This is a genomic window from Brevundimonas sp. A19_0 (genome assembly GCF_017744255.1).
Classification (GTDB): domain Bacteria; phylum Pseudomonadota; class Alphaproteobacteria; order Caulobacterales; family Caulobacteraceae; genus Brevundimonas.
Genome location: NZ_JAGHQP010000013.1, coordinates 25,065 through 46,280, shown reverse-complemented (window position 1 = coordinate 46,280; position 21,216 = coordinate 25,065). Strand labels below are relative to the sequence as shown.

Here is a 21,216-nt window from a genome sequence, read left to right as displayed (position 1 = left end):
CAAGTTTGGCTACCGGTGCGGTACGGGACCGCTTCGGGCGGAGGGGAACAACTGTGTTCGGTTCCGCTGTCAGTAGCGCTCCTCCTGGCCACCGTCGCGGTCGCTTTGCAGCGCGCGGATCAGCTCGGCCTCGGCCATGTTCATGTGCTGCGGCTCGGCCAGCAGGGCGCGGGTCTCGGCCTCATCCTCGGCCTCGGTGCGCTCGTCGACCCGTTGCAGGGTGGTGATCAGGTGCTCCGACAGCTCGTCCGGCGACACGGTGTCGTCGGCCAGTTCGCGCAGGGCGACGACCGGGTTCTTGTCGTTGTCGCGATCGATGGTCAGCGCCTCGCCCTTGGCGATGTTGCGGGCCCGGTGACCGGCCAGCAGGACCAGGCCGAACCGGTTCGGCACCTTCTCGATGCAGTCTTCGACAGTGACGCGCGCCATGAATTTCCTCGAACTCTGGGAGAACCTGACAAAATATAGGGTTCAGGCCGATTGTGCAACGCCACATCGGCAGGAATGAGGCGTCCCTGGCGACTACTCCGGAACCGCATCCCGACCGACGGCGGCCTCGGCCGCCAGCTCACCGGCCGTGACGCCAAGCACCGGATGGCGCCAGTCCGGGGCGATCTCGGCCAGCGGCCCCATGACGAACAGCCGCTCGGCCGCCCGGGGATGGGGCAGGATCAGGTCGGGCCCGTCGGCCACCTGCCCGCCGAAGTCGATCAGGTCCAGGTCGAGGGTACGGGGGGCGTTGCGCACCGATCGACGTCGAGCGAACCGGTCCTCGATGTTGGAAAGCGCGGCCATCAGCGCTTCGGCCGTGCCCGACCATTCGCCCTGGACCACGCCGTTCAGAAAGGCCGGATCGGCGGGGTCGGGCCAGGCGGCCGACCGCCACCAGCGCGAGCGAGCCTGTACCACCACTCCTGCGCCCGCCAGTTCCACCATGGCGGCCTCCAGCAGGGCCGGAATATCGGCCCACGCCCCCTTGTCATTGCTGCCGAGTGCGACGATGACAGGGGTATTCATATTGTCTCCCGGGTGCCTCGCGCGCCCGCGCATTTTTTAAAGGGCATTGTCATGCACCTGTACCCCGACGAACGGCTGGCGCTGTTCATTGACGGATCGAACCTGCACGCGGCCGTGCGTTCGCTGAATTTCGATCTCGACTTCAAGGCCATGCTGGATGATGTGCGCGAGCGCTCGCGCTTCGTCCGCGCCTACTACTACACCGCCGTGGTCGAGGGCGAGGAGTTCTCGCCCGTGCGGCCGCTGGTCGACTGGCTGGGCTACAACGGTTTTTCGACCGTGACCAAGCCGGTCCGACGCTTCACGGATGCCTCGGGGCACAGCCGGATGAAGGGCAATATGGACGTCGAGATCGCCGTCGACATGATGCAACTGGCGCCCCGGCTGGATCACGCGGTGCTGTTCTCGGGCGATGGCGATTTCCGCCGGCTGGTCCAGGCCGTGCAAAGCGAAGGGTGCCGGGTGTCCGTGGTCTCGACCATGAAGACCCAGCCCCCGCACATCGCCGACGAGCTGCGCCGTCAGGCCGACGACTTCGTCGAACTGGCCGACCTCAAGACCCTGTACGGTCGCCCCCGAACGACGCGCGACGACGCATGACGACGGTCGCTGCTCCGGTCGCGGATCCGCCCGCCGACTGCCCGCTGTGCCCGCGCCTGGTCGCCTATCGCGCCGAGAATGCCCGGCGCGAGCCCGACTGGTTCAACGGCGCCGCGCCCTCCTTTGGCGATCCCGAGGCGCGCCTGCTGGTGGCGGGGCTGGCCCCGGGCCGCACCGGGGCCAATCGCACGGGCCGCCCCTTCACCGGCGACCACGCCGGCTGGCTGCTGTATCAGACGCTGATCGACACCGGCTTTGCCACCGGCACCTATGACGCGCGGCCGGACGACGGCCTGACGCTGGTCGATTGCATGATCACCAATGCCGTGCGCTGCGCCCCGCCCGGCAACAAGCCCCTGCCGGTCGAGGAGGCCACCTGCCGCCCCTTCCTGACGGCCCGGCTGGACGCCCTGCCCCGGTTGAGGGTGATCGTGACGCTGGGCGACGTCTCGCGCCGGAACATTCTCAAGGCGCTGGGCAAGCCCGCCTCGGCCATGGCCCCGGGTCACGGGTCCGAGGCGCGGATCGGCAACTACTGGCTGCTGAACAGCTATCACTGCTCAAGGCTCAACACGAATACGGGCCGCCTGACGCCGGCCATGTTCCGCGACATCTTCGAGCGCGCCCGCACCCTGATGGATACCTGAACGACCCCCGCTGCGGGGCGAGCGCGTGGCTTCACGGACACAGGTTTTCGCCCGTGACGTGCACCGGGAATTCGCCGGGAACATCTGAAGAGCAGCCCGCGTTTCGGACCGCAGGAGGCTGTTATGCGGACCAATACTCACTTCTTTTCCCGAAACGAGCGGAAGGCGGCCCTGTGGGCGGCGCTGGCGGTCGTGGCCCTTTCGGCGGGAGGTTTTGCCTGGGACTGGGCCCAGGGCCCCTCGCTCGGCGCCTATGACCACATGGGCTCGACCCAGCTGGTGGGTGTGCTGGAGGCCCAGCCGATCGGCTGACGACCGGCGGGGCAATCAGCCCCGGTCGCGCAGAAGCCGGGCCTTATCCCGCGCCCAGTCGCGTTTGGCCGCGGTCTCGCGCTTGTCGTGCAGCTTCTTGCCCTTGGCCAGAGCCAGCTCGACCTTGGCCATCCCGGATTCATTCAGATACAGCTTGAGCGGAATGAGGGTCTGTCCCTCCTTCTGCACGGCGCCGATCATGCGATCGATCTGACGGCGGTGAAGCAGCAGTTTGCGCGGCCGGCGCGGCTCGTGGTTGAAGCGGTTGGCCTGGGCATAGGGCGGGATGTCCGCGTTCACCAGAACGATCTCGCGGCCCTCAATGGCGGCATAGCTCTCGGCGATGTTGGCCCGGCCGGCGCGCAGCGCCTTGATCTCGGTCCCGACGAGGGCAATCCCCGCCTCGACCGGCGCATCCAGAAAATAGTCGAAGCGCGCCCGCCGGTTCTCGGCGATCACCTTGGGCGTGTACTTCTTCTTGTCCGACTGCGGACGCCTTTGGGCCGGTGCCTGCGCCATTACTGAACGCCTGCGGCCTTCATGGCCCGGTCAATGGCGGGCTTCACGGCATCCGCCGTCGGCGCCAGCGGCAGGCGCACCTCCTCCGAGCACAGGCCCAGCGACGCCAGGGCGTATTTGGCCGGTGCGGGCGAGTTATCGAGAAACAGGGCCTTGTGAAGATCGATCAGGCGGTCCTGCCACAGGCGGGCACTTTCCAGATCCCCGGCCTGAACCGCATCATGCAGGGCGACCATGGCCTCGGGGGCCACGTTGGACGTCACCGAGATCACCCCGTGCCCGCCGTGCGCCAGATAGCCCAGATAGCTGGGATCGTCGCCCGAGATCAGATCGAATCGCCCCTCGACATGGGTGCGCATCCAGCTGACCCGGGCCATGTCGCCGGTCGCGTCCTTGATACCGACGATGTTGGGATGCTTCGCCACGCGCGCGATCGTCTCGTTCGCCAGATCGACCCCGGTGCGGCCGGGCACATTGTACAGCAGCACCGGCAGTTGCACGGCCTCGGCAATGGCCTCGAAGTGACGGGCCATGCCCTCCTGCGAAGGGCGGTTATAATAGGGGGTCACGACCAAGGCCCCGTCGGCCCCCACGGTCTTGGCGTGGCGGACCATGTCAATGGCCCTGGCGGTCGAGGACGAGCCCGCTCCAGCGATCACCCGGATACGCCCCGCGACCGTCGAAACCACGGATTCGACCACATGCTCATGCTCTTCGGCGGTCAGGGTCGCGCTCTCGCCCGTGGTGCCCATGGCGACCAGGCCGTGCACGCCGGCGGCGATCTGGCGCTCGACCAGGGCGGTGAGCGCGGCGTCGTCCACCTTTCCGTCACGAAGAGGTGTGATCAAGGCGGTGATCACGCCCTTGAAAGTCGGGCCAGTCATGGGAACGATGGTCCTTCGCGGAGGCTTTAGGGTGTCTGCGGAAGGTTCCGAACGTAAGGGGCGCCAACGGCCGCCGCAACCGAGATGATGGGGATAGGACAAATCATGCTGACGTCGATACTGGGCACGATCCTTGCCCTGAGCGCCCCTGCGCCCGAGGTCCTCGTGTCCAACCTTGCATCGACCGGCCTGTTCCCCGCCCGCGGCGCCGCATCGTCCGATCAGGCTGTGCCCTATGGCGCCACCGTCCGCCTGCTGAACGAGGCCGAGGCGCGGTTGCTGAATCAGGCGCTGGAGGCCGCCCGGGCGCGCGACATTGAGGGCGCCCGCTCTATCGCGGCCGGCATCGCCCACCCGGTGGCGCGCAAGCTGGTCGACTGGGCGCTCGTCGACACCTCGGCCGATCTGATGAGCTTCGAGGAGCTGGCCCGGGCCCGGGTGACCTTCGCCGACTGGCCGCGTGCCGAGAGCCGGGTCATGGCGGGCGAACGCGCCATCTCGAGCAGTTCGGCCAGCCCCGAGGCCGTGATCGCCTTCTTCGACGGCCACCCGCCCCTGACGGTTGAGGGAGCGATCGGCCTGGCGCTGGCGCTGGAAGCGAGCGGCCGCGCCGACGAAGCCCGCCCCATCATCCGCGACTGGTGGCGGAACCAGTCGTTCGACTTCGACAACCAGAGCCGCATCCTGTCGATCTGGCCGAACTGGATCGCCCCCGCGGACGACGAGGCGCGGCTGAACATGCTGCTGCTGGGCCCGCACGGCCCGGCCACGCGCGCCATGATCGACCGCGTGAGTCCGGAACAGCGCGCCATTGCCGAGGCCGTGCTGGCGCTGCGCACCGCCTATTCGCCCGACGCCATCGTTGCCGGTCTGACCCCGGCCCAGGCGGGCCACCCCGCCGTGGTGTTCGAGCGCGTCCGCATCCTGCGCTCGCAGGGGCGCGAACAGGAGGGCTTTGCCCTGCTGGCTGGCCTGCCTGCTGCCCCCACCCATTCGGACGGTCAGGGCAGCCTGTGGAGTGAGCGCCGCAACTACTTCCTCGACGCGCTGGAGGTCGGCAACTGGCAGGCCGCCTATGACTCCATGGCCGGGCACGGCTTCCCGGGCGGCGAGCGCATGGTTGATGCCGAGTTCTTTGCCGGCTGGGTTGCGCTGGTGAAGTTGAACGATCCCGCCCGCGCCGCGCGCCACTTCGAGGCGCTGCGCCAGATGTCGGAGACCCCGATCACCCAGGGCCGGGCGCTCTACTGGCTGGGCCGCGCGTACGAGGCCATGGGCGATACCGCCACGGCACAGAGCCACTATGCCGCCGGGGCCGTCCACATCCAGTCCTTCTATGGCCAGCTGGCCGCCGAGAAGGCAGGCGTGACGCAGATCACCCTGCCCTCCGATCCCGAGATCACACCGGACGCCCGCGCCGCCTATGAGGCCAATGAGGTGGTGCAGGCGACCCGAATGGTCGGCGAGGCCGGCGAGGCAGGCCTGCTGCGCGCCTTCGCCTATCACCTCGACGACACCCTGCCCGCGGCCGTCGATGTGGCCCAGCTGATGGACATGGTGCTCGGCTATGGCGACCGGTTCGGTTCGATGATGGTCGGGCGCGCGGCCAGCCAGCGCGGCTGGCTGATGCCGAACCGCCAGTACCCGATCCGCATCCCGCCCGAGGTGGAGGGCGCCGCCCCCCTGCCCTTCACGCTCGCCATTACCCGGCAGGAGTCGAGCTACGATCCGCTCGTCGTCTCCAGCGCCGGGGCGCGCGGCATGATGCAGTTCCTGCCGTCAACCGCGTCGGGCGTCGCCCGGCGGCTGGGCATGCCCTATTCGGCTGACCGCCTGTGGGACCCCGACTACAATATGACGCTGGGCAGCTATCACCTCGGCGAGCTGATGCAGGCGAACGGCGGATCGATGATCCTGGCAGCCGTCGGCTACAACGCCGGCCCTGCCCGCCCGGCCCAGTGGACCGCCCGCTGTGGCGACCCGCGTGGAGCGACCGTCGATCCGATCGACTTCATCGAGTGCACGCCCTTCACCGAGACGCGCAACTATATGATGCGGGTCATGGAGAATATGCAGATCTACAAGGCGCGGCTGGGCAACGGCACCGGCGATTTGACCCTGTCGTCCGATCTGGCCCGGGGCAGCTACGGGCCCCAGCCCTATCTTTCGCTGGCGGACTGACGGCGGCTGAGGGCCAGCACAGGCTCGCTCTCCTCCTCCAGCCAGCGTCCGGTCACGCCGAACACCTCGTGCAGAATGCCTGCCGTCAACGCCTGCCGGGGCGGCCCGTCGGCCACGACCCGGCCCCGGTGCATGACAATCACCCGGTCGGCAAAGCGCGCGGCCAGCGACAGGTCGTGCAGGCTGGCGATCACCGACTGACCGGCGGTGGCCCGTGCGCCCAGCCGCTCCAGCGCCAGCAACTGACCGTCCGGGTCCAGTCCCGCGACCGGCTCGTCCGCCAGAAGGATCTGCGCGCCGGAGGCCAGCACCCGCCCCAGCAGCACGCGCGCGCGCTCCCCCCCTGACAATTCCGCGACCCCCCGGTCGGCCAGCGCAGCGGCCTCGACCTCGTCGAGCGCCTCCCTGGCCCGGGCCTCGACCTCATCGGCGTTCAGGAACGGCAGGCCCAGGGCGACCACCTCGATCGCGGGCATGTTCCAGGCGACCGTGCCGTCCTGGGGCAGGTAGGCCATGGCCGCAGCCCGGGCCCGGGGCTTGAGCGTCGACAGGTCCGCCCCTTCGATGCGGATGCGGCCGGCGGAGGGTTTCAGCAGGCCACAGATCGCCTGGATCAGGCTGCTCTTGCCCGCGCCGTTCGGTCCGACAAGGGCGATGCGCTCGCCCCGACCCACCGTCAGGCTGACATCGTGCACTACGGTCCGGTTGCCCCGGGCAAGGGACAGGCCGTCGATCTGCAGCAGGGGCCGGTCCATCCTCAGACCCTCCAGGCGCGCGCGGCACGCCAGGCGATCAGGGCGAACAGCGGGGCACCGACCAGCGCCGTGAACACCCCCAGCTTCAGCTCCTGGTCCGTCGGGGTGACCCGGGTCAGCAGGTCCGCCACCACGAGGATCAGTCCGCCGGCCAGCGCCGACGGCATCAGCACCCGCCCCGGATCAGCCCGCACGGCGGCCCGCACCAGATGCGGCGCCACCAGTCCCACGAAGCCGATGACCCCGGCAGCCGCTACGGCCGCGCCGGCCGCCACACTGGCCGCGATCAGGGCAAATAGCCTAAGCCGGTCCAGCGGCAGGCCAAGGGTGCGGGCGGTCTCGTCGCCCAGCGACAGGCCCTTCAGCCCCGGCGCGCTCCACACGGCCAGCAGGCTGGCCGGCGCCAGCGCCAGCGCCACCCACAGCACATCGCCCCAGCCCCGGTTCTGCACCGAGCCCAGCAGCCAGCCCATGACCTCGGCGGTGGCGATCGGGGACGGCGACAGGTTGAAGATCAGGGCCGTAGCCGCGCCCGCGAAACTCGACAGGGCCACGCCGAACAGGATCAGGGCCTCGGGTGCCCGGATGCGCGCCGCGAACGCGACCAGCGCCGCAGCCCCCAGCCCGGCACCCGCCATGGCCGCCAGTTCGACCGCGCCCGGCACCAGACCGGCTCCGGCGACCAGCACCAGGGCGCCGCCCAGACTGGCGGTGGCGGAAACCCCCAGCACCCCCGGCTCGGCCAGCGGATTGCGCAGCAGCCCCTGCATCAATGCCCCGGACAGGCCGAGCGCGGCCCCGACCACCAGCGCGCACAGGGACCGGGGCGCCCGCACCTGCCACAGGATCTGCCCGGGGCCGGAGGCCGGGTCGCGCAGGGCCGCGGCATATTGTGCGCCGGACAGCAGCACCTCGCCGCCCAGCAAGCCGGCGATCAGGGCGATGACGAGCGCACCGCCGAGCAGGAGACTGATGCGGGCGGTGCTCATGACGCCTCCCGCAAGTCTGCCAGCGCGGGCACGGCTTCGGCCATGAACCATGCCGGGCATGTCAGGACGGCAGCGGGCAGGCGGGCATGGGGCCGGGCCTCGACCAGCCCCTGCACCAGCGGATGCCGCCCGGCACCCCGCCGGTCCGCGCGCACCTGATCGTAAAAGCCCAGCACGAACCGCTCGGGCGGATCCATCGCCAGACGCTCGACCCGGACCGGGCCATAGCCCGCATGATCAGCGGCGTTCTCGAGTCCCGCCGCATTCAGGCTGGCATCCACCAGCGTCCCGCCGCCGGTCGTGAAGCCGCCACTGGTGAGATAGAGGGCGGATACGGGCGCTTGCCCGGCCCCCGGCGCGCCACGGCCCAATGTGCCTCGCATGTCGGAGATGAGAGCCTCGCCCTCCGCCTCGCGGTTGAGGGCCTCGGCCACGCGGGCGATGTTGTCCTCGACCGCCGCATAGTCCGGCGCATCGGCGATCGTCACCACAGTGATGCCCCGTCTCTCGAGCGCGGCCAGCAGGTGCGCATCCCCGCCCCAGTAGCGGACCACTACATCCGGGGCCCGGGCGACCACGGCCTCCAGCGTCGGGCGGACCTTTCGGTGGCCCCCTGCCTCGGCGCGCAGATACGAGTCCGGATCGTCGGCGCGCGGCGAGAGCGACAGGTCATGCCCCTCGCCGAGGGCCAGCACATACTGGTCGGCGCACTGGTCCAGCGCCATGACGCGCAGGGCGCCGTCTGCCCGCCCGGTCGGCGCAGCACTGCACCCGGCCTGAAGCAGGAGGCAAACAGTCAGCCCGGCGGCCGGCGTTCTCACGCGCGGATCAGGCCGCCGAACACCGTGTCGAGCATGGTCCCGACCAGACGATCACGCTCGACCCAGCCGAAATAGGGCTTGGTGATCATCAGCGAGACCACGCCGTGGCCCCCGGCCCAGATCACCTGGGCCGCCGTGCGCGCATCGGTGGTCAGGCGGCCGGCGGCCTCGACCTCGCGCACCACCGTCTCGAACGCCTCGAACAGGGCGCTGCCGACTTCCTGCGCGGCCGTCTGGGCGCCGGCATCGGCTTCCTGCGGTCGGGTCAGATAGATCAGGCGATAGGCATTCGGGTTTTCGAAGCCGAACTCGACATAGGCCTCGATCAGGGCCCGCAGCCGGACCTCGGGCGCCGCCTTGAGATTGGCAATGTGTCCCATCGACCGGTCCAGGGACTGGAAGGCTTCCTTGCAGATTTCCAGCAAGATCGCCGCCTTGTCCGGAAAGTGCATATAGAGGGCCGTCGACGACAGGCCGACCTCGTCCGCGATCTTGCGGATGGTGGCCCCGTCATAGCCGCGCTCGACGAAAATCCGCTCGGCCGCCGCCAGGATTTCCGCCCGCCGCACATGGCCCTCGCCCTTGGGCTTGCGGTGCGATTTCGGTCGGGTGGCGGTGGTGGGCAAGCCGGGGCTCTCCGTGGCGTCGAGGTCCTGCCTTACCCCGTCTTCCTCCCCCTTGCCAGTTTGACGGCATGGCTTGCCCGCGTCGCACACCGTCGTTAACCGAAAGGACGGGAGGGGGCATGGACGCATGGGCCAACAATGCGCGGCTGGATCGTGCGGCGGCACCGTACGGACCACCGCGGCATCTGAGCGCCGCCGAGCGTTGGCTGACGCCGCGCCAGGGGGTGTTTCTCGGGCTGCTGCTCGTGGGGATTGTCGTTTGGCTGTCGCGCGACGCCGGCGGCGCCTGGCACACCGCCTCCATCGTGGTGCCGGGGGCCTTTCTGGTCGCCGCCCTGTGGCGCCTGCTGCTGATCGGGGTGTCCCGACGCCCTGCAGCCCCGATCCAGGCGGTCGCCGATCTGCCGCGCTACACTGTGGTCGCCGCCCTCCACGACGAGGCCGAGGTCCTCCCCCAACTGGTCGCCAACCTGGCGGCCCTCGACTATCCCGCCGACCGGCTGCAGGGCTTCCTGGCCCTCGAGGCCCACGATCACGACACCATCGAGGCCGCCTGGGCGGCGGACCGGCCGGACTGGCTGTCGATCCTGATTGTCCCGCCCGGTAAGCCGCAAACCAAGCCGCGCGCCCTCAATCACGCCCTCGCCCGCGCAACAGGCGACCTGATCACCGTCTATGACGCCGAGGACGAACCGGATCCCCTTCAGCTGCGTGAGGCGGCCGGCCGGTTTGCCAGCGATCCGGACGGCACTCTCGCCTGTTTGCAGGCGCCGCTGCGCATCCGCCGACGCAGCGCCAGCCCGGCCGCCTCGCCCTTTCTCGATCGCCAGTTCGCCGTCGAATATGCGGCCCTGTTCGAGGTGGCCCTGCCGGGCATGACGCGTCTTGGCCTGCCGTTTCCGCTGGGCGGCACCAGCAACCATTTCCGCATCGACATCCTGCGTCGGGTCGGTGGCTGGGACCCGTGGAATGTGACCGAGGATGCCGATCTCGGCTTTCGCCTGTGGCGGCACGGCTATCGCCTCGGGGTTCTGGCCCGGCCCACATGGGAGACGCCACCCGGCGACCTGCGCGCCTGGCTGCCCCAGCGGAACCGGTGGATGAAGGGCTATATGCAGACCCTCGGCGTGCATACGCGGCGACCGCTTGGTCTGGGTCTGCGAGGACTGGTCGCCCTGGTCATGACTCTGGGCGTGTCGCTGGCGTCGGCGGCCGTTCATGCGCCTTCGGTCGCCTGGGTCATGGCGGCAGTCATGGTCGCCTTCGACGCCGGTCTCACGCCCGCCACGCCGGTCCCGGCGCTCAGTGTGCTGCTGCTGGGCGCGTCCGTGGCCTGGATCTCGGCCCTGATCGGCGCCCGGCGGGCGGGTGTGCCCTATGGCCTCTTCGACATGATCCAGGCGCCGGCCTACTGGTCGCTGCTCAGCCTCGCCTTCGTTCACGCGGCCTTCCGGCTCGTCACCCAGCCCTTCGCCTGGGACAAGACCCACCATCGACCCGACCCCGATCCGGAAACCGACGCGCCCGCGCTGGACGCCGGGGCGGCGGTGCGCTTAAGCAGCCCCCATGGCCACACGACTGTCCGAACATCCTGATGTCCTGATGACCCGCGCCTGGGGCGACTATGCCCTGGTCGACTCCGGTCAGGGGCGGAAGCTGGAACGCTATGGGCGCCACACCGTGGTCCGGCCCGAGCCCCAGTGCGTGTGGGAGCCGCGCAATGCGGATGCCTTTGACCGCGCCGACGCCCTGTTCGACCCGCAGGGCGAGGACGACGACGGCCGCTGGCGCTTCGGTGGAAAGCCGATCGAGGCCTTTCCCCTGTCGTGGGGCGATGTGCGCTTCACCGCGCGCTTCACGCCCTTTCGCCATCTGGCCTTCTTCCCGGAACAGGCGGCCAACTGGGCCTGGCTGGACCAGCGCATCCGGGCCCGCAAGCGCCCGACGCGCATCCTGAACCTGTTCGGCTATACGGGTGTCGCCTCGCTGGTCTGTTCGGCCGCCGGCGCCGAGGTCACCCATGTCGATGCCTCGAAGAAGTCGGTCGCCTGGGCGCGCGAGAATGCCGAACTGTCCGGCCTCGCCGACCGGCCGATCCGCTGGATCGTCGAGGACGCCCGCCGCTACGCCGCGCGCGAGCGCAAGCGTGGCTCGCTCTATGACGGCATTATCCTCGACCCGCCCAAATACGGCCGCGGCCCGACGGGCGAGGTCTGGCGCCTGTTCGAGGACCTGCCGGGTCTGCTGGCGGACTGTGCGGCCATTCTGGAGCCCGACGCCGAGTTCCTGCTGCTCAACGCCTATGCCGCGCGCATCTCGGGCCTGTCGCTGGCCCATCTGATGGATCAGGCCACCGCCGGACGCGCGGGCCGGATCGACTGGGGTGAGCTGGCCCTGGCCGAAGAGGGCGACGACGCCCGCGCCATCGGCCTCAGCTTCTTTGCCCGCTGGTCCGCCTCATGAGCGGCCGCCTGATCACCTCCCTGACCAATGACACCGTCAAGTCGGTGCGCGCGCTCCACATGCGCAAGGAGCGCGAGGCCACCGGCCGGTTCCTGTCAGAGGGTCTGAAGTTTATCGGTGAAGCCCTTGATATGGGGCATACTCCCAAACTCTTGCTGGTCGGGATGGAGGCACGCCCACACGCCCTGCTGGACCGCGCCCGCGCTGCCACCGAGGCGGCCGGCGGCGAGGTGGTCACCGTCACCCACCCCATCCTCGAAAAGATCAGCCGGCGCGAGAATCCGCAGACGGTGCTCGCCGTCTTCGATCAGGTCTACACCCCCTTGGACGCCCTCGACCCCGCCAGCGCCCCCGCATGGATCGCCCTGGAACAGGTGCGCGATCCCGGCAACCTCGGCACCATCATCCGCACCGGCGACGCGGCGGGCTGTGGCGGTGTCATCCTGATCGGCGACTGCGTCGATCCCTTCTCGGTCGAGGCCGTGCGCGCCACCATGGGCTCGGTGTTTGCGGTGACAATCACGCGCACCACACCCGCAGCCTTCCTCGACTGGCGCAAGCGCTGGCCCGGCAGTGTGATCGGCACGCGGCTTGATGCGACCGTCACCCCCTCCTCCGCCCATTTCGTCCGGCCTAGCCTGATTCTGATGGGCAACGAACAAGCCGGCCTGACCGACGCCCTCGCCGCCGCCTGCGACGTCAATGTCAAAATCCCCATGCGCGGCCGCGCCGATAGCCTGAACCTCGCCATCGCGACGGGCATCATGGCCTATGCCGCGACGGAGGACCGTTAGGTCCCTCTCGGCTTCGCGCGGCTCGTGGGCGCGGCATTGGCCGGGTCCTCAGGCCACGGATGCCGCGGATAGCGGCCGCGCATCTCGGCCCGCACCGCCGCCCAGGATCCCGTCCAGAAGCCGGGCAGGTCCTTCGTCACCTGAACCGGACGGCGCGCGGGCGACAGCAGGGCGAGCGTGAGCGGCACTCGCCCGTCGCCAACGGTCGGATGGCTCTTCATGCCGAACAGTTCCTGCACCCGGATATCGACGCGCGGCCCGCCCTCAGCGGCATAGTCGATGGCGGCTGAGCCCAGCGGCGTCTCCAGCCGGGCGGGCGCCAGCCGGTCCAGATCACGCACCCGGTCCCACGGGATCAGGGCACGCAGCCCCTGCTCCAGTGCGCCGTCCGCAATGCCGTCCAGGCCATGGACGCCGTCCAGCAGCGGCCACAGCCAGACCTCGCGCGCCTCCATCAGCCCCGCATCCGACACATCCGGCCAGCCGTCGTCCAGCCCGCGCAGAAAGGCCAGGCGTGCCCGGAGCGCCGCCGCCCGCTCGCCCCAGAGCAGGCCCTTCAGTCCTTCGCGATCAACTGTTGATTTCAACAGGGCACCGATCTGGTCGCGGCCCGGCGCGCCCAGCGCGACCTCCTCGACCACCAGCTCCCCGATCCGCTTGAGACGGCGCACCTCCATCCGGCCGGAAGGCGTTCGCACCAGCCGCTCCTCCTCGACCATCCGGTGGCCGAGGGCCTCGATATCGACCGGACAGGCCAGGCGGATCCGGTCCCCGCTGACCCCGCCGCTCAGCTCCGCGACCGCCAGCCACGGCTCCGACGCCAGGGCATCGGTCGGGTCCAGCGAAGCGCCCCGGCCCGAGGCCAGCCGCACCTCGCCCGGCTTGCCGCGCGCCCTGGCCACCCGCTCGGGAAAGGCCTCGACGACAAGCAGACCGGGATCCACGTCCTGCCCCTTTCCGCCCCCCGCCAGACGTGCCCAGCGATCGGCCAGTTTCAGCGCATCGCGGGCGCGGGGGGAGCGATCCCGCTCCAGCGCCTCCAGCCGGTCGCGCAGATCGGTCGAGGTGCCGCCCAGCCCCGGCTCTCCCAGAATGGCGGCGATGCGGGCTCCCGTCAGGGCATCGCCCCGGTCAGAGGCCACCGCCACCATATGCGCCAGCCGCGGGCTCATCGGCAGTTCGGCCATCCGCTGGCCATGCGGGGTCAGGTCGCCCCTGTCGTCCAGCGCCCCCAACCGGGTCAGGACCGCCCGCGCTTCGGCAAACGCCCCCGCCGGTGGCGGATCGATCAGGGCCAGCCCCTCCGCCGAGCGCGCGCCCCACCGCGCCAGATCCAGCGCCAGCCCGGTCAGGTCAGCCTCAAGGATTTCTGCGGGCTGGCCGGGGATCAGGCCCCGGCTCTGCTCCTCGTCCCACAGGCGATAGCAGGTGCCCGGCCCGACGCGTCCGGCCCGACCCCGCCGCTGATCGGCCGAGGCGCGACTGACCCGCACGGTCGCCAGTCGGGTCAGGCCGCTGGCTGGATCAAAGCGGGGCACCCGCGACAGGCCGCTGTCGACCACCGCCGTGACCCCGGGCAGGGTCAGGCTGGTCTCGGCCACCGCGGAGGCCAGGATCACACGCCGCTGACCGGGTGGCGGCGCGGACAGGGCCCGATCCTGCACGGCGCGGTCCAGCCCGCCGTAAAGGGACACCACCTCAACATCGGGCGACAACCGGGCCTCCGACAGCGCTCGCCCCGCCCGATGAATCTCCGGCTGGCCGGGCAGGAACACCAGCACCGATCCTGCGGTCTCGCCCAGCGCCCGACGCACGGCGCGGGTGACGCTCGCCTCCAGCCGCTCGGCAGGATTGCTGCCCAGATGGATCGTCTCGACCGGAAAGGCGCGGCCCTCGGCCTCGATCACCGGCGGGCCGTCCAGCACCCGCACCATGGACGCCACATTCAGGGTGGCCGACATCACGACAAGTTTCAGGTCGGGGCGCAGCAGCTCCTGCGTCTGGCGGGCCAGGGCCAGACCCAGATCGGCGTCCAGACTGCGCTCGTGGAATTCGTCGAACAGGACGGCGACCACCCCCTCCAGCCCCGGATCGCCGATGATCCTGCGGGTGAAGATGCCCTCGGTGATGACCTCGATGCGGGTCTTCGGACCGACGCGGCTTTGCAGGCGGGTGCGATAGCCGACGGTCTCGCCGACCGGCTCGCCGCGCAGATCGGCCATCCGTTCTGCGGCGGCCCGGGCGGCCAGCCTGCGGGGCTCGAGCACAAGGATGGTGCCGGCCTTCCCGATTTCGCTGTCCAGCAGGGCCAGGGGAACACCGGTGGTCTTGCCCGCGCCCGGCGGGGCGCCCAGCACGACGGCCGGGTGGTCCCGGACCGCCGCGATCAGGCGGTCCAGAACCTCATGGATGGGCAGGTCGGACGCCGCATTGCGGCCAGGCGTGGTCGTCACGGCGTCCGGCTCAGGGTCAGCCCAGCAGTTGCGGGAACATGCCGATCACCAGGATGGCGGTCACCGCCAGCGGGCACAGCCAGGCAATCAGGAAACGCCACATCGACAGGGCACCACCGGTCAGGCCGGTCTCGGCATTGACGATCTTCTTGTCGGCGACCCAGCCCACGAACACGGCCGTGATCAGGCCGGACAGCGGCAGGAACAGCTTGGACGTGATGCCGTCAAAGGCATCGAACCAGCCGGCATTCTCGAAGCCCGGAATGAACGGGATCGGCCGCTGGTCCGCCAGCAGGTTGAACGACAGGGCCGACAGCACACCCAGCACAAAGATCACCACACCCATGCCCCATGAGGCCGCACTACGCGAGACACCGAAGCGCTCGGTGATCCAGCCCACCGAGATTTCAAGCAGCGACACTGACGAGGTCAGGGCGGCGAAGAAGGCCAGCAGGAAGAAGGCAAAGGCCACGATCGCCCCGGCCGGCATCAGGTGGAAGGCCGTCGGCAGCGTCTGGAACATCAGGGTCGGACCGGCATCCGGCTGCAGGCCCACGCTGAACACGATCGGGAAGATGGCCAGGCCGGCGATGATGGCGACCGCCGTGTCAGCAAAGGCGATGGTGCCCGAGGTCGAGCCCAGATTGGTGTCCTTCGAGGCATAGGCGCCGTAGGCGATCATGGCGCCGCCGCCGAGGCTCAGCGAGAAGAAGGCCTGACCCAGCGCCGAGCTGAGCACGCCCGGTTCGGTGATGCGGCTGAAGTCCGGCGTGAAGAGGAAGTTGATCGCGCGGGCGAAGTCACCCGTCACGGCGGCATAGATGGTGATGCCGATCAGCAGGAAGAAGAAGGCGGGCATCAGCCACACGGCCGCCGCCTCAATGCCGCCCTTCACCCCTCGTGCCACGATCAGCACGGTGAGGATGACAAAGATCGACTGCATGCCGATCAGCAGGCCGGGATTGGCGAACAGGGTCGGCATCATGTCCCGGATCGAATCGGGCGACTGCTCGGGATAGGCCCCGGCCAGCGCCTGGCCGCCAGAGATCGCCTCGATCAGGCCCATGCCGCTGGTGCCGATGAAGTAGACCACCCAGCCGGCGACCACGCAGTAGAAGGACAGGATCAGGGTGTTGGCGATCAGGCCGATCACCGCCAGCGCGCTCCACGCCGGGCTGGCCCCGGACTGGCGCGCCAGCGCCACGGCACTGCCGATGGTCGAACGCTGGCCGTGACGGCCGATCAGGGTTTCCGACAGCAGCAGCGGCGCGGCGATCAGCACCACGCACAGCACATACAGCAGCACAAAGGCGCCCCCGCCATTGGTGCCGGCCTCCGTCGGAAAGCGCCACAGATTGCCCAGCCCGACGGCCGAGCCGGTCGCTGCCAGAACGAAGGCCGTCTTGGACGACCAGTGAGCCTGCCCCGAAGGTGCTGCTCCTGCCATATCTACTCCCCCGCGCCGGTGACCGTGGCCCCGGCGTCATCTGTTTACTGTGGCGGCGACCTTGGCGGGGGCCACCGGGTGAATCAACCCTTAATGCCCGGAATCCCGGCGTTCGCCTCGTGCAATATGACGATTGCGCGAAACTCGAGGCCGATCTAGCTTCCGCCTCGGAGCGGTGGTGGCCCCTTCGGACCGCCCGCTGGAGGCAACATTCCGAACATGAGTACACAGCCCGTTTCAGGAGGCGGCAACCGCCTGTTCCTGAAGAAATCCATTGCCCAGATTCAGAATGAGGCCGCCAAGAGCGAGCTGAAGCGAACCCTGGGTCCCATCAACCTGATGAGCCTCGGGATCGGCGCCATCATCGGCGCGGGCATCTTCGTGCTGACTGGTCAGGTGGCCTCGGCGAATGCCGGCCCGGCCATCATGCTGTCCTTCGTCATCGCGGGCTTTGCCTGCGCGCTCGCCGGACTCTGCTATGCCGAGCTGGCCTCGACCATGCCGGTGTCCGGTTCGGCCTACACCTATGCCTATGGCACCCTGGGCGAGGTCTTCGCCTGGATCATGGGCTGGCTGCTGGTGCTGGAATACGGCGTCGCCGCCTCGACCGTCGCGGTCGGCTGGTCCGGCTATGTCGTGTCGATCCTGTCTGACTTCGGGATCAGCCAGAACATCTTTCCCATGATCCAGTACGCCGGGGGCGAGGGGCCACAATGGGCCACGCCGCTGGTGCAGCTGGTCCAGGACGGGGCGGCGACGACCTTCCCCCTGACCGGCACCTTCAACCTGGTCGCAGCCATCGGCATCGCCGCGGTCTGCAGCCTGCTGGTGCTGGGCGTGTCAGAATCAGCCAACGTCAACAACATCATCGTGGTCATCAAGATCCTGGTGCTGCTGACCTTCATCGCCGTCGGCATCGCCTATGTGGATCCGAACAACTGGGTGCCCTTCATCCCCGAGCCGACTGGTCAGGCCGGCCAGTTCGGCGTGGGCGGCATCTTCCGCGGCGCGGCCATCATCTTCTTCGCCTATGTGGGCTTCGAGGCCGTCTCGACCGCAGCAGCCGAGGCGCGCAACCCGTCCAAGGACGTGCCCGTCGGCATCCTGGGCGCCCTGGTCGTCTGTACCGTCATCTATATGGCGGTGGCCGCCGTCATGACCGGCGTGGTCCCCTATCTGGAGCTGGCCTCGCCCGCCCCGATCGCGGTTGCCATCGACCGGATGGGCCTGCACTGGGCCGATGTGCCGCTGGCGGTCGCGCCGGGCGGTCAGCTGAACCTGATCAGCTTCCTGATCAAGATCGGCGCCATCACCGGCCTGTCGTCCGTCATGCTGGTGCTCTGCTACGGCCAGACGCGGATCTTCTACACCATGGCGCGTGACGGCCTGCTGCCGCGTGCCTTTGCGGTGATCCATCCCAAGTTCCGCACCCCCTGGATCGGCACCATTGTGCTGGGCGTCCTGATCTCGATCGCGGCGGCCTTCCTGCCGATCTCGATCCTCGGGGATCTGGTGTCGCTGGGCACGGCCACGGCCTTCTCGATCGTGTGTCTGAGCGTGATCTATCTGCGCATCAAACACCCCGAGATGGAGCGTCCGTTCCGGGTGCCGGGCGGCGTCTACACGGCGTTCGCCGGCATCTGCGCCTGTCTGTTCCTGGCCTACAACAACCTGTCGCCCATGATTCAGCACGCCATGAACGACAACCCGCTGCCGCTGATCCTGCTGGCCAGCTATGCGGCGGTCGGCGCGGTGATCTACATCGCCTTCGGCTTCTGGCACTCCAAGCTGGCCAAGGGCATCGACATCACCGAGGAGACCACCATTTCCTCGCCCGCCGCCGCCTTCGGCGAAGGGGTCGACAACATCAAGGAAGACTGACGGCATCGCCTGTCAGACGCGGCAAGGCCCGGAGGTCACCCTCCGGGCCTTTTCGTTTGCGCCATCCGGATGGGATCAGGTGATGACCGAGGGCGCGGTGCGGCCCAGCCGGGCCTCTATGTCCGACAGCACGCGGGCCACCTCGGCCACGGCCTCCAGCGCCTGGCCCGGCGTCTGGTGCAGGTCCCCGGCCGGGTCCTCGAACCGTTCCAGATAGACCCTGAGCGTCGCCCCGGATGAGCCGGTGCCCGACAGCCGCCAGGTGATCCGCGCATCGGGGCTGAGATGCACGGTCACGCCCTGCTTCGTCACCGTCGTGCCGTCGACCGGGTCGGTGTAGGCAAAGTCCTCGGCCGACTGGACGGCATAGCCCGCGACGGTGCGCCCTGCGGCCCCGTCCGCCATGTCGCGCAGGCCCTGCATGAAGGCCTGGGCCGGTTCGACCTCCAGCCCCTCATAATCATGCCGCTGGTAGTAGTCCCGGCCGAACCGGGACCAGTGGCCGGCCACGACCTCGCCCACGCCCTTGCCGGTCGCCGCCAGCACATTCAGCCAGAACAGTACCGCCCACAGGCCGTCCTTCTCCCGGACGTGGTCCGAGCCGGTACCGAAGCTCTCTTCCCCGCACAGGGTGATGCGCCCGGCATCCAGCAGGTTGGTGAAGAATTTCCAGCCGGTCGGCGTCTGGTGCATCTCGATGCCCAGCGCCTCGGCCACCCGGTCGGCCGCGCGGCTGGTCGGCAGCGAGCGCGCCAGCCCCTTCAGCCCGTCGCGATAACGCGGCACGACATCGGCATGGGCCGCCAGGATGGCCAGACTGTCGCCCGGCGAGACGATGGTAACGGGCCCCAGGATCATGTTCCGGTCGCCGTCCCCGTCCGAGGCTGCGGCGAAATCCAGCGGGTCCGTACCGAACATGCGCGCCGTCAGCTCGGGCGTATGGTCCGGGTGCGGATCGGGGTGGCCGCCGCCAAAGTCGGGCAGAGGCCGGCCGCGCATGACCGTACCCGCAGGCGCACCCAGCCGCCGCTCCAGAATCTCGGTGGCATAGGGACCGGTGACCGCATTCATGGCGTCGAAGGCCATGCGGAAGCCCGGTTGCGAGATCAGGCTGCGAATGGCGTCGAAATCGAACACCGTTTCCATCAGATCGGCATAATCCGTGATCGGATCGATCACCTCGACGATGCCATCGCCCATCCGGGTCTCGCCGATCACCGACAGGTCGGGGGCGGTGGCCTCTAGGATTCGATAGCCCTCCAGCGCCTTGCTGCGCGCGAACACACCGGCGGTGAAGGTCGTGGGCGCGGGGCCCCCGGTCTCCGTATTGTATTTGACGCCGAAGTCCCCGTCCGGGCCGCCGGGATTGTGACTGGCCGACAGGATCACCCCGCCCTTCGCCCCCCGCCTGCGGATCAGGGCCGAGGCCGCAGGCGTCGAAATCAGGGCATCCTGCCCCACAATCACGCGGGAAAATCCGTTGGCCAGCGCCATCCGAACGACCGTTTCGGCCGCCTCACGGCAAAAGAAGCGGCCGTCGCCTCCGACCACCAGGGCATCGCCGTCAGCGGGTGCCGCCTCATCGAACACGGCCTGAAGGAAGGCTTCCAGATAGCCGGGACGCATGAAGTCGCGCGTCGACTTCCTCAGGCCCGAGGTGCCGGGCTCCTGATCCTGCCACGGATCGATGCGGATGGTCTGGACGGACACGAACTACCCTCAGCCTGCGGCGGCGCGATGCCACCCGTAGGGGTCGTGTCTAGAGCGTTTTGTCTGTCAGGCGAAGGTCAGGCGATCGGCGCCGTGAACCATCCCAGCAGGGTGGCCGCGCTGACGGCCCCCGTCACCACGCCGACAGTCACGGCCAGACGGGCATTGCGAACGACGAAACCAAAGACTTCACTGAACATGGCACTCTCCCCGGACGCCCTATTCACGCCACATTCCGGCCCGGCCATCAAGGTGTACAAAGGGTTAACGCCCTAACAAGTCCGTGATTCGCCTCCTGAGCGAGTGAGGTGGTGCAGCACAATCGCCGAGGTCGCGGCCACGTTCAGCGAGTCGAATCCGGAGGCCATCGGAATCCGGACCGGGCGAGCCCGGGCCAGCACCTCTGCCGGCAGGCCGGGTCCCTCTGATCCCAGCAGCACCAGTGCCCGGTCCGGCACCGGAAGCGCCGCAAGCTCAGGCCCCTCGCCCGGGGTCAGGGCCAGGGGCACATAGCCGTGCGCCTCGGCCCGCTCGACCATCGCCTGCGCCGTCAGTCCGGCCATCAGGGGCGTACGCAGCACCGCCCCCACCGACACCCGGATGGCCTTGCGATAGAAGGGGTCGCAGCAGCCGGGGTCGACCATCACCCCGCACGCCCCCAGCGCCGCCGCATTGCGAAAGATGCCGCCCATATTGTCGGCATTGCCGATGCCGACCGCGCCGACCAGCACCGAGCGCGCCGGCCGCGCGGCCAGAAAGGCGTCCGGGTCCATCGGATCGGGCTTCTCGCCCAGCGCCAGGATGCCCCGGTGCAGATGAAAGCCTGCAATGCTATCCAGCACGTCCTGCGGCGCGGCATAGACAGGTACCTCCGAATCCAGACGCGCCAGCACAGGGGCCAGCTTCTCCAGCCGCTTTTCGGCCAGCAGCACCGCCCGGGTCCGGCAGCGCGACCAGGGCGAGGTCAGCACGTTCAGCACCACCTCCCCCTCGGCGATGAACAGGCCGTCGCGGCCCGTCAGGTCGCGCTCGCGCACATCGCGAAAGGCGGCGATGCGGGGATCGTCGGAAGAGGTCAGGAATATCGGGGTCATGGTGTCGATTTATCGTTGCACAG

21 protein-coding genes are annotated in these 21,216 nt (G+C 69.2%); 8 read left to right on the top strand and 13 right to left on the bottom strand.

Annotated features, from left to right (window positions below):
* Window positions 1-69 precede the first annotated feature (69 nt).
* Window positions 70-429, bottom strand: coding sequence for a DNA-directed RNA polymerase subunit omega (rpoZ, locus tag J7346_RS11660; protein WP_209120111.1), 360 nt, complete (start codon window positions 427-429; stop codon window positions 70-72).
* A 93-nt stretch (window positions 430-522) separates the two neighbouring features.
* Window positions 523-1,017, bottom strand: a complete 495-nt coding sequence (gene folK, locus J7346_RS11655; RefSeq protein ID WP_245157824.1) for a 2-amino-4-hydroxy-6-hydroxymethyldihydropteridine diphosphokinase — start codon at window positions 1,015-1,017, stop codon at window positions 523-525.
* 51 nt (window positions 1,018-1,068) lie between these two features.
* On the opposite strand from folK, the gene J7346_RS11650 reads away from it, so the two are divergent.
* The 3 genes from J7346_RS11650 to J7346_RS11640 all read left to right on the top strand — a co-directional run bounded on the left by J7346_RS11650 (window position 1,069) and on the right by J7346_RS11640 (window position 2,576).
* Entirely contained in the window at window positions 1,069-1,617 is a 549-nt protein-coding gene (locus tag J7346_RS11650; RefSeq protein ID WP_209120109.1) for an NYN domain-containing protein, read from the top strand.
* Complete coding sequence (locus J7346_RS11645) at window positions 1,614-2,264, top strand: uracil-DNA glycosylase (protein WP_209120108.1); 651 nt, start codon at window positions 1,614-1,616, stop codon at window positions 2,262-2,264. Before J7346_RS11650 ends, J7346_RS11645 begins: the two co-directional genes overlap by 4 nt.
* Before the next feature lie 123 nt (window positions 2,265-2,387).
* A complete protein-coding gene (locus J7346_RS11640; protein WP_209120107.1) occupies window positions 2,388-2,576 on the top strand; it encodes a hypothetical protein in 189 nt (62 codons plus the stop codon).
* 15 nt (window positions 2,577-2,591) lie between these two features.
* Here J7346_RS11640 and smpB read toward each other — a convergent pair whose 3' ends face one another.
* Window positions 2,592-3,095, bottom strand: a complete 504-nt coding sequence (gene smpB / locus J7346_RS11635; RefSeq protein ID WP_209120106.1) for an SsrA-binding protein SmpB — start codon at window positions 3,093-3,095, stop codon at window positions 2,592-2,594.
* Window positions 3,095-3,979: a 4-hydroxy-tetrahydrodipicolinate synthase gene (dapA, locus tag J7346_RS11630; protein ID WP_209120105.1), complete on the bottom strand. Its 885-nt coding sequence runs from the start codon at window positions 3,977-3,979 to the stop codon at window positions 3,095-3,097. The genes smpB and dapA overlap by 1 nt, the downstream gene beginning before the upstream one ends.
* A 105-nt stretch (window positions 3,980-4,084) precedes the next feature.
* Here dapA and J7346_RS11625 point away from each other — a divergent pair, with 105 nt between their 5' ends.
* Window positions 4,085-6,160 (top strand): lytic transglycosylase domain-containing protein, encoded by a 2,076-nt coding sequence (locus J7346_RS11625; protein ID WP_209120104.1) that lies wholly within the window; start codon window positions 4,085-4,087, stop codon window positions 6,158-6,160.
* Here J7346_RS11625 and J7346_RS11620 read toward each other — a convergent pair.
* From J7346_RS11620 to J7346_RS11605, 4 genes are read right to left on the bottom strand one after another with little or no spacing between them, the layout of a single operon-like run.
* A complete protein-coding gene (locus J7346_RS11620; protein WP_209120103.1) occupies window positions 6,139-6,915 on the bottom strand; it encodes an ABC transporter ATP-binding protein in 777 nt (258 codons plus the stop codon). The two genes, J7346_RS11625 and J7346_RS11620, sit on opposite strands and share 22 nt — an antisense overlap.
* A gap of 2 nt (window positions 6,916-6,917) precedes the next feature.
* Window positions 6,918-7,904, bottom strand: coding sequence for an iron ABC transporter permease (locus J7346_RS11615; RefSeq protein ID WP_209120102.1), 987 nt, complete (start codon window positions 7,902-7,904; stop codon window positions 6,918-6,920).
* Entirely contained in the window at window positions 7,901-8,725 is an 825-nt protein-coding gene (locus J7346_RS11610; protein WP_348521504.1) for an ABC transporter substrate-binding protein, read from the bottom strand. Before J7346_RS11610 ends, J7346_RS11615 begins: the two co-directional genes overlap by 4 nt.
* Complete coding sequence (locus J7346_RS11605; RefSeq protein WP_245157823.1) at window positions 8,722-9,351, bottom strand: TetR/AcrR family transcriptional regulator; 630 nt, start codon at window positions 9,349-9,351, stop codon at window positions 8,722-8,724. Before J7346_RS11605 ends, J7346_RS11610 begins: the two co-directional genes overlap by 4 nt.
* A 119-nt stretch (window positions 9,352-9,470) precedes the next feature.
* Between J7346_RS11605 and J7346_RS11600 the strand changes: the two genes are divergently transcribed.
* The 3 genes from J7346_RS11600 to J7346_RS11590 are packed head-to-tail and all read left to right on the top strand — an operon-like array spanning window position 9,471 to window position 12,608.
* Window positions 9,471-10,946 carry a glycosyltransferase family 2 protein gene (locus J7346_RS11600; protein ID WP_209120100.1) on the top strand — a complete coding sequence of 492 codons (1,476 nt, stop codon included), beginning with the start codon at window positions 9,471-9,473 and terminating at the stop codon, window positions 10,944-10,946.
* Window positions 10,918-11,814 carry a class I SAM-dependent methyltransferase gene (locus J7346_RS11595; protein ID WP_209120099.1) on the top strand — a complete coding sequence of 299 codons (897 nt, stop codon included), beginning with the start codon at window positions 10,918-10,920 and terminating at the stop codon, window positions 11,812-11,814. The genes J7346_RS11600 and J7346_RS11595 overlap by 29 nt, the downstream gene beginning before the upstream one ends.
* Window positions 11,811-12,608: an RNA methyltransferase gene (locus tag J7346_RS11590; RefSeq protein WP_209120098.1), complete on the top strand. Its 798-nt coding sequence runs from the start codon at window positions 11,811-11,813 to the stop codon at window positions 12,606-12,608. Before J7346_RS11595 ends, J7346_RS11590 begins: the two co-directional genes overlap by 4 nt.
* Here J7346_RS11590 and hrpB read toward each other — a convergent pair.
* Together hrpB and J7346_RS11580 are read right to left on the bottom strand one after the other, a co-directional pair.
* A complete protein-coding gene (gene hrpB, locus J7346_RS11585) occupies window positions 12,605-15,061 on the bottom strand; it encodes an ATP-dependent helicase HrpB (protein WP_348521503.1) in 2,457 nt (818 codons plus the stop codon). The two genes, J7346_RS11590 and hrpB, sit on opposite strands and share 4 nt — an antisense overlap.
* 16 nt (window positions 15,062-15,077) lie before the next feature.
* Window positions 15,078-16,508: a sodium-dependent transporter gene (locus J7346_RS11580; protein ID WP_209120097.1), complete on the bottom strand. Its 1,431-nt coding sequence runs from the start codon at window positions 16,506-16,508 to the stop codon at window positions 15,078-15,080.
* Window positions 16,509-16,727: 219 nt separating this feature from the next.
* Between J7346_RS11580 and J7346_RS11575 the strand changes: the two genes are divergently transcribed.
* Complete coding sequence (locus J7346_RS11575; protein WP_209120096.1) at window positions 16,728-18,389, top strand: amino acid permease; 1,662 nt, start codon at window positions 16,728-16,730, stop codon at window positions 18,387-18,389.
* Window positions 18,390-18,464: 75 nt separating this feature from the next.
* Here the strand turns inward: J7346_RS11575 and J7346_RS11570 are convergent, their stop codons facing one another.
* The 3 genes from J7346_RS11570 to J7346_RS11565 all read right to left on the bottom strand — a co-directional run bounded on the left by J7346_RS11570 (window position 18,465) and on the right by J7346_RS11565 (window position 21,193).
* Complete coding sequence (locus tag J7346_RS11570) at window positions 18,465-20,099, bottom strand: alpha-D-glucose phosphate-specific phosphoglucomutase (RefSeq protein WP_209120095.1); 1,635 nt, start codon at window positions 20,097-20,099, stop codon at window positions 18,465-18,467.
* A 77-nt stretch (window positions 20,100-20,176) separates the two neighbouring features.
* Window positions 20,177-20,299 (bottom strand): hypothetical protein, encoded by a 123-nt coding sequence (locus tag J7346_RS15140; protein WP_264182097.1) that lies wholly within the window; start codon window positions 20,297-20,299, stop codon window positions 20,177-20,179.
* A gap of 72 nt (window positions 20,300-20,371) precedes the next feature.
* On the bottom strand, window positions 20,372-21,193 hold the full coding sequence (locus tag J7346_RS11565; RefSeq protein WP_209120094.1) for an RNA methyltransferase: 822 nt from the start codon (window positions 21,191-21,193) through the stop codon (window positions 20,372-20,374).
* Between the last annotated feature and the right edge of the window lie 23 nt (window positions 21,194-21,216).

What these genes read in the sequence shown, in the direction of transcription:
- smpB (WP_209120106.1), bottom strand. Translation starts at nt 3,095, where the DNA reads ATGGCGCAGGCACCGGCCCAAAGGCGTCCGCAGTCGGACAAGAAGAAG.
- J7346_RS11595 (WP_209120099.1), top strand. Translation starts at nt 10,918, where the DNA reads ATGGCCACACGACTGTCCGAACATCCTGATGTCCTGATGACCCGCGCC.
- J7346_RS11565 (WP_209120094.1), bottom strand. Translation starts at nt 21,193, where the DNA reads ATGACCCCGATATTCCTGACCTCTTCCGACGATCCCCGCATCGCCGCC.
- J7346_RS11590 (WP_209120098.1), top strand. Translation starts at nt 11,811, where the DNA reads ATGAGCGGCCGCCTGATCACCTCCCTGACCAATGACACCGTCAAGTCG.
- J7346_RS11620 (WP_209120103.1), bottom strand. Translation starts at nt 6,915, where the DNA reads ATGGACCGGCCCCTGCTGCAGATCGACGGCCTGTCCCTTGCCCGGGGC.
- J7346_RS11580 (WP_209120097.1), bottom strand. Translation starts at nt 16,508, where the DNA reads ATGGCAGGAGCAGCACCTTCGGGGCAGGCTCACTGGTCGTCCAAGACG.
- J7346_RS11645 (WP_209120108.1), top strand. Translation starts at nt 1,614, where the DNA reads ATGACGACGGTCGCTGCTCCGGTCGCGGATCCGCCCGCCGACTGCCCG.
- folK (WP_245157824.1), bottom strand. Translation starts at nt 1,017, where the DNA reads ATGAATACCCCTGTCATCGTCGCACTCGGCAGCAATGACAAGGGGGCG.
- J7346_RS15140 (WP_264182097.1), bottom strand. Translation starts at nt 20,299, where the DNA reads ATGTTCAGTGAAGTCTTTGGTTTCGTCGTTCGCAATGCCCGTCTGGCC.
- J7346_RS11650 (WP_209120109.1), top strand. Translation starts at nt 1,069, where the DNA reads ATGCACCTGTACCCCGACGAACGGCTGGCGCTGTTCATTGACGGATCG.
- rpoZ (WP_209120111.1), bottom strand. Translation starts at nt 429, where the DNA reads ATGGCGCGCGTCACTGTCGAAGACTGCATCGAGAAGGTGCCGAACCGG.
- J7346_RS11575 (WP_209120096.1), top strand. Translation starts at nt 16,728, where the DNA reads ATGAGTACACAGCCCGTTTCAGGAGGCGGCAACCGCCTGTTCCTGAAG.
- J7346_RS11615 (WP_209120102.1), bottom strand. Translation starts at nt 7,904, where the DNA reads ATGAGCACCGCCCGCATCAGTCTCCTGCTCGGCGGTGCGCTCGTCATC.
- J7346_RS11600 (WP_209120100.1), top strand. Translation starts at nt 9,471, where the DNA reads ATGGACGCATGGGCCAACAATGCGCGGCTGGATCGTGCGGCGGCACCG.
- J7346_RS11625 (WP_209120104.1), top strand. Translation starts at nt 4,085, where the DNA reads ATGCTGACGTCGATACTGGGCACGATCCTTGCCCTGAGCGCCCCTGCG.
- J7346_RS11640 (WP_209120107.1), top strand. Translation starts at nt 2,388, where the DNA reads ATGCGGACCAATACTCACTTCTTTTCCCGAAACGAGCGGAAGGCGGCC.
- dapA (WP_209120105.1), bottom strand. Translation starts at nt 3,979, where the DNA reads ATGACTGGCCCGACTTTCAAGGGCGTGATCACCGCCTTGATCACACCT.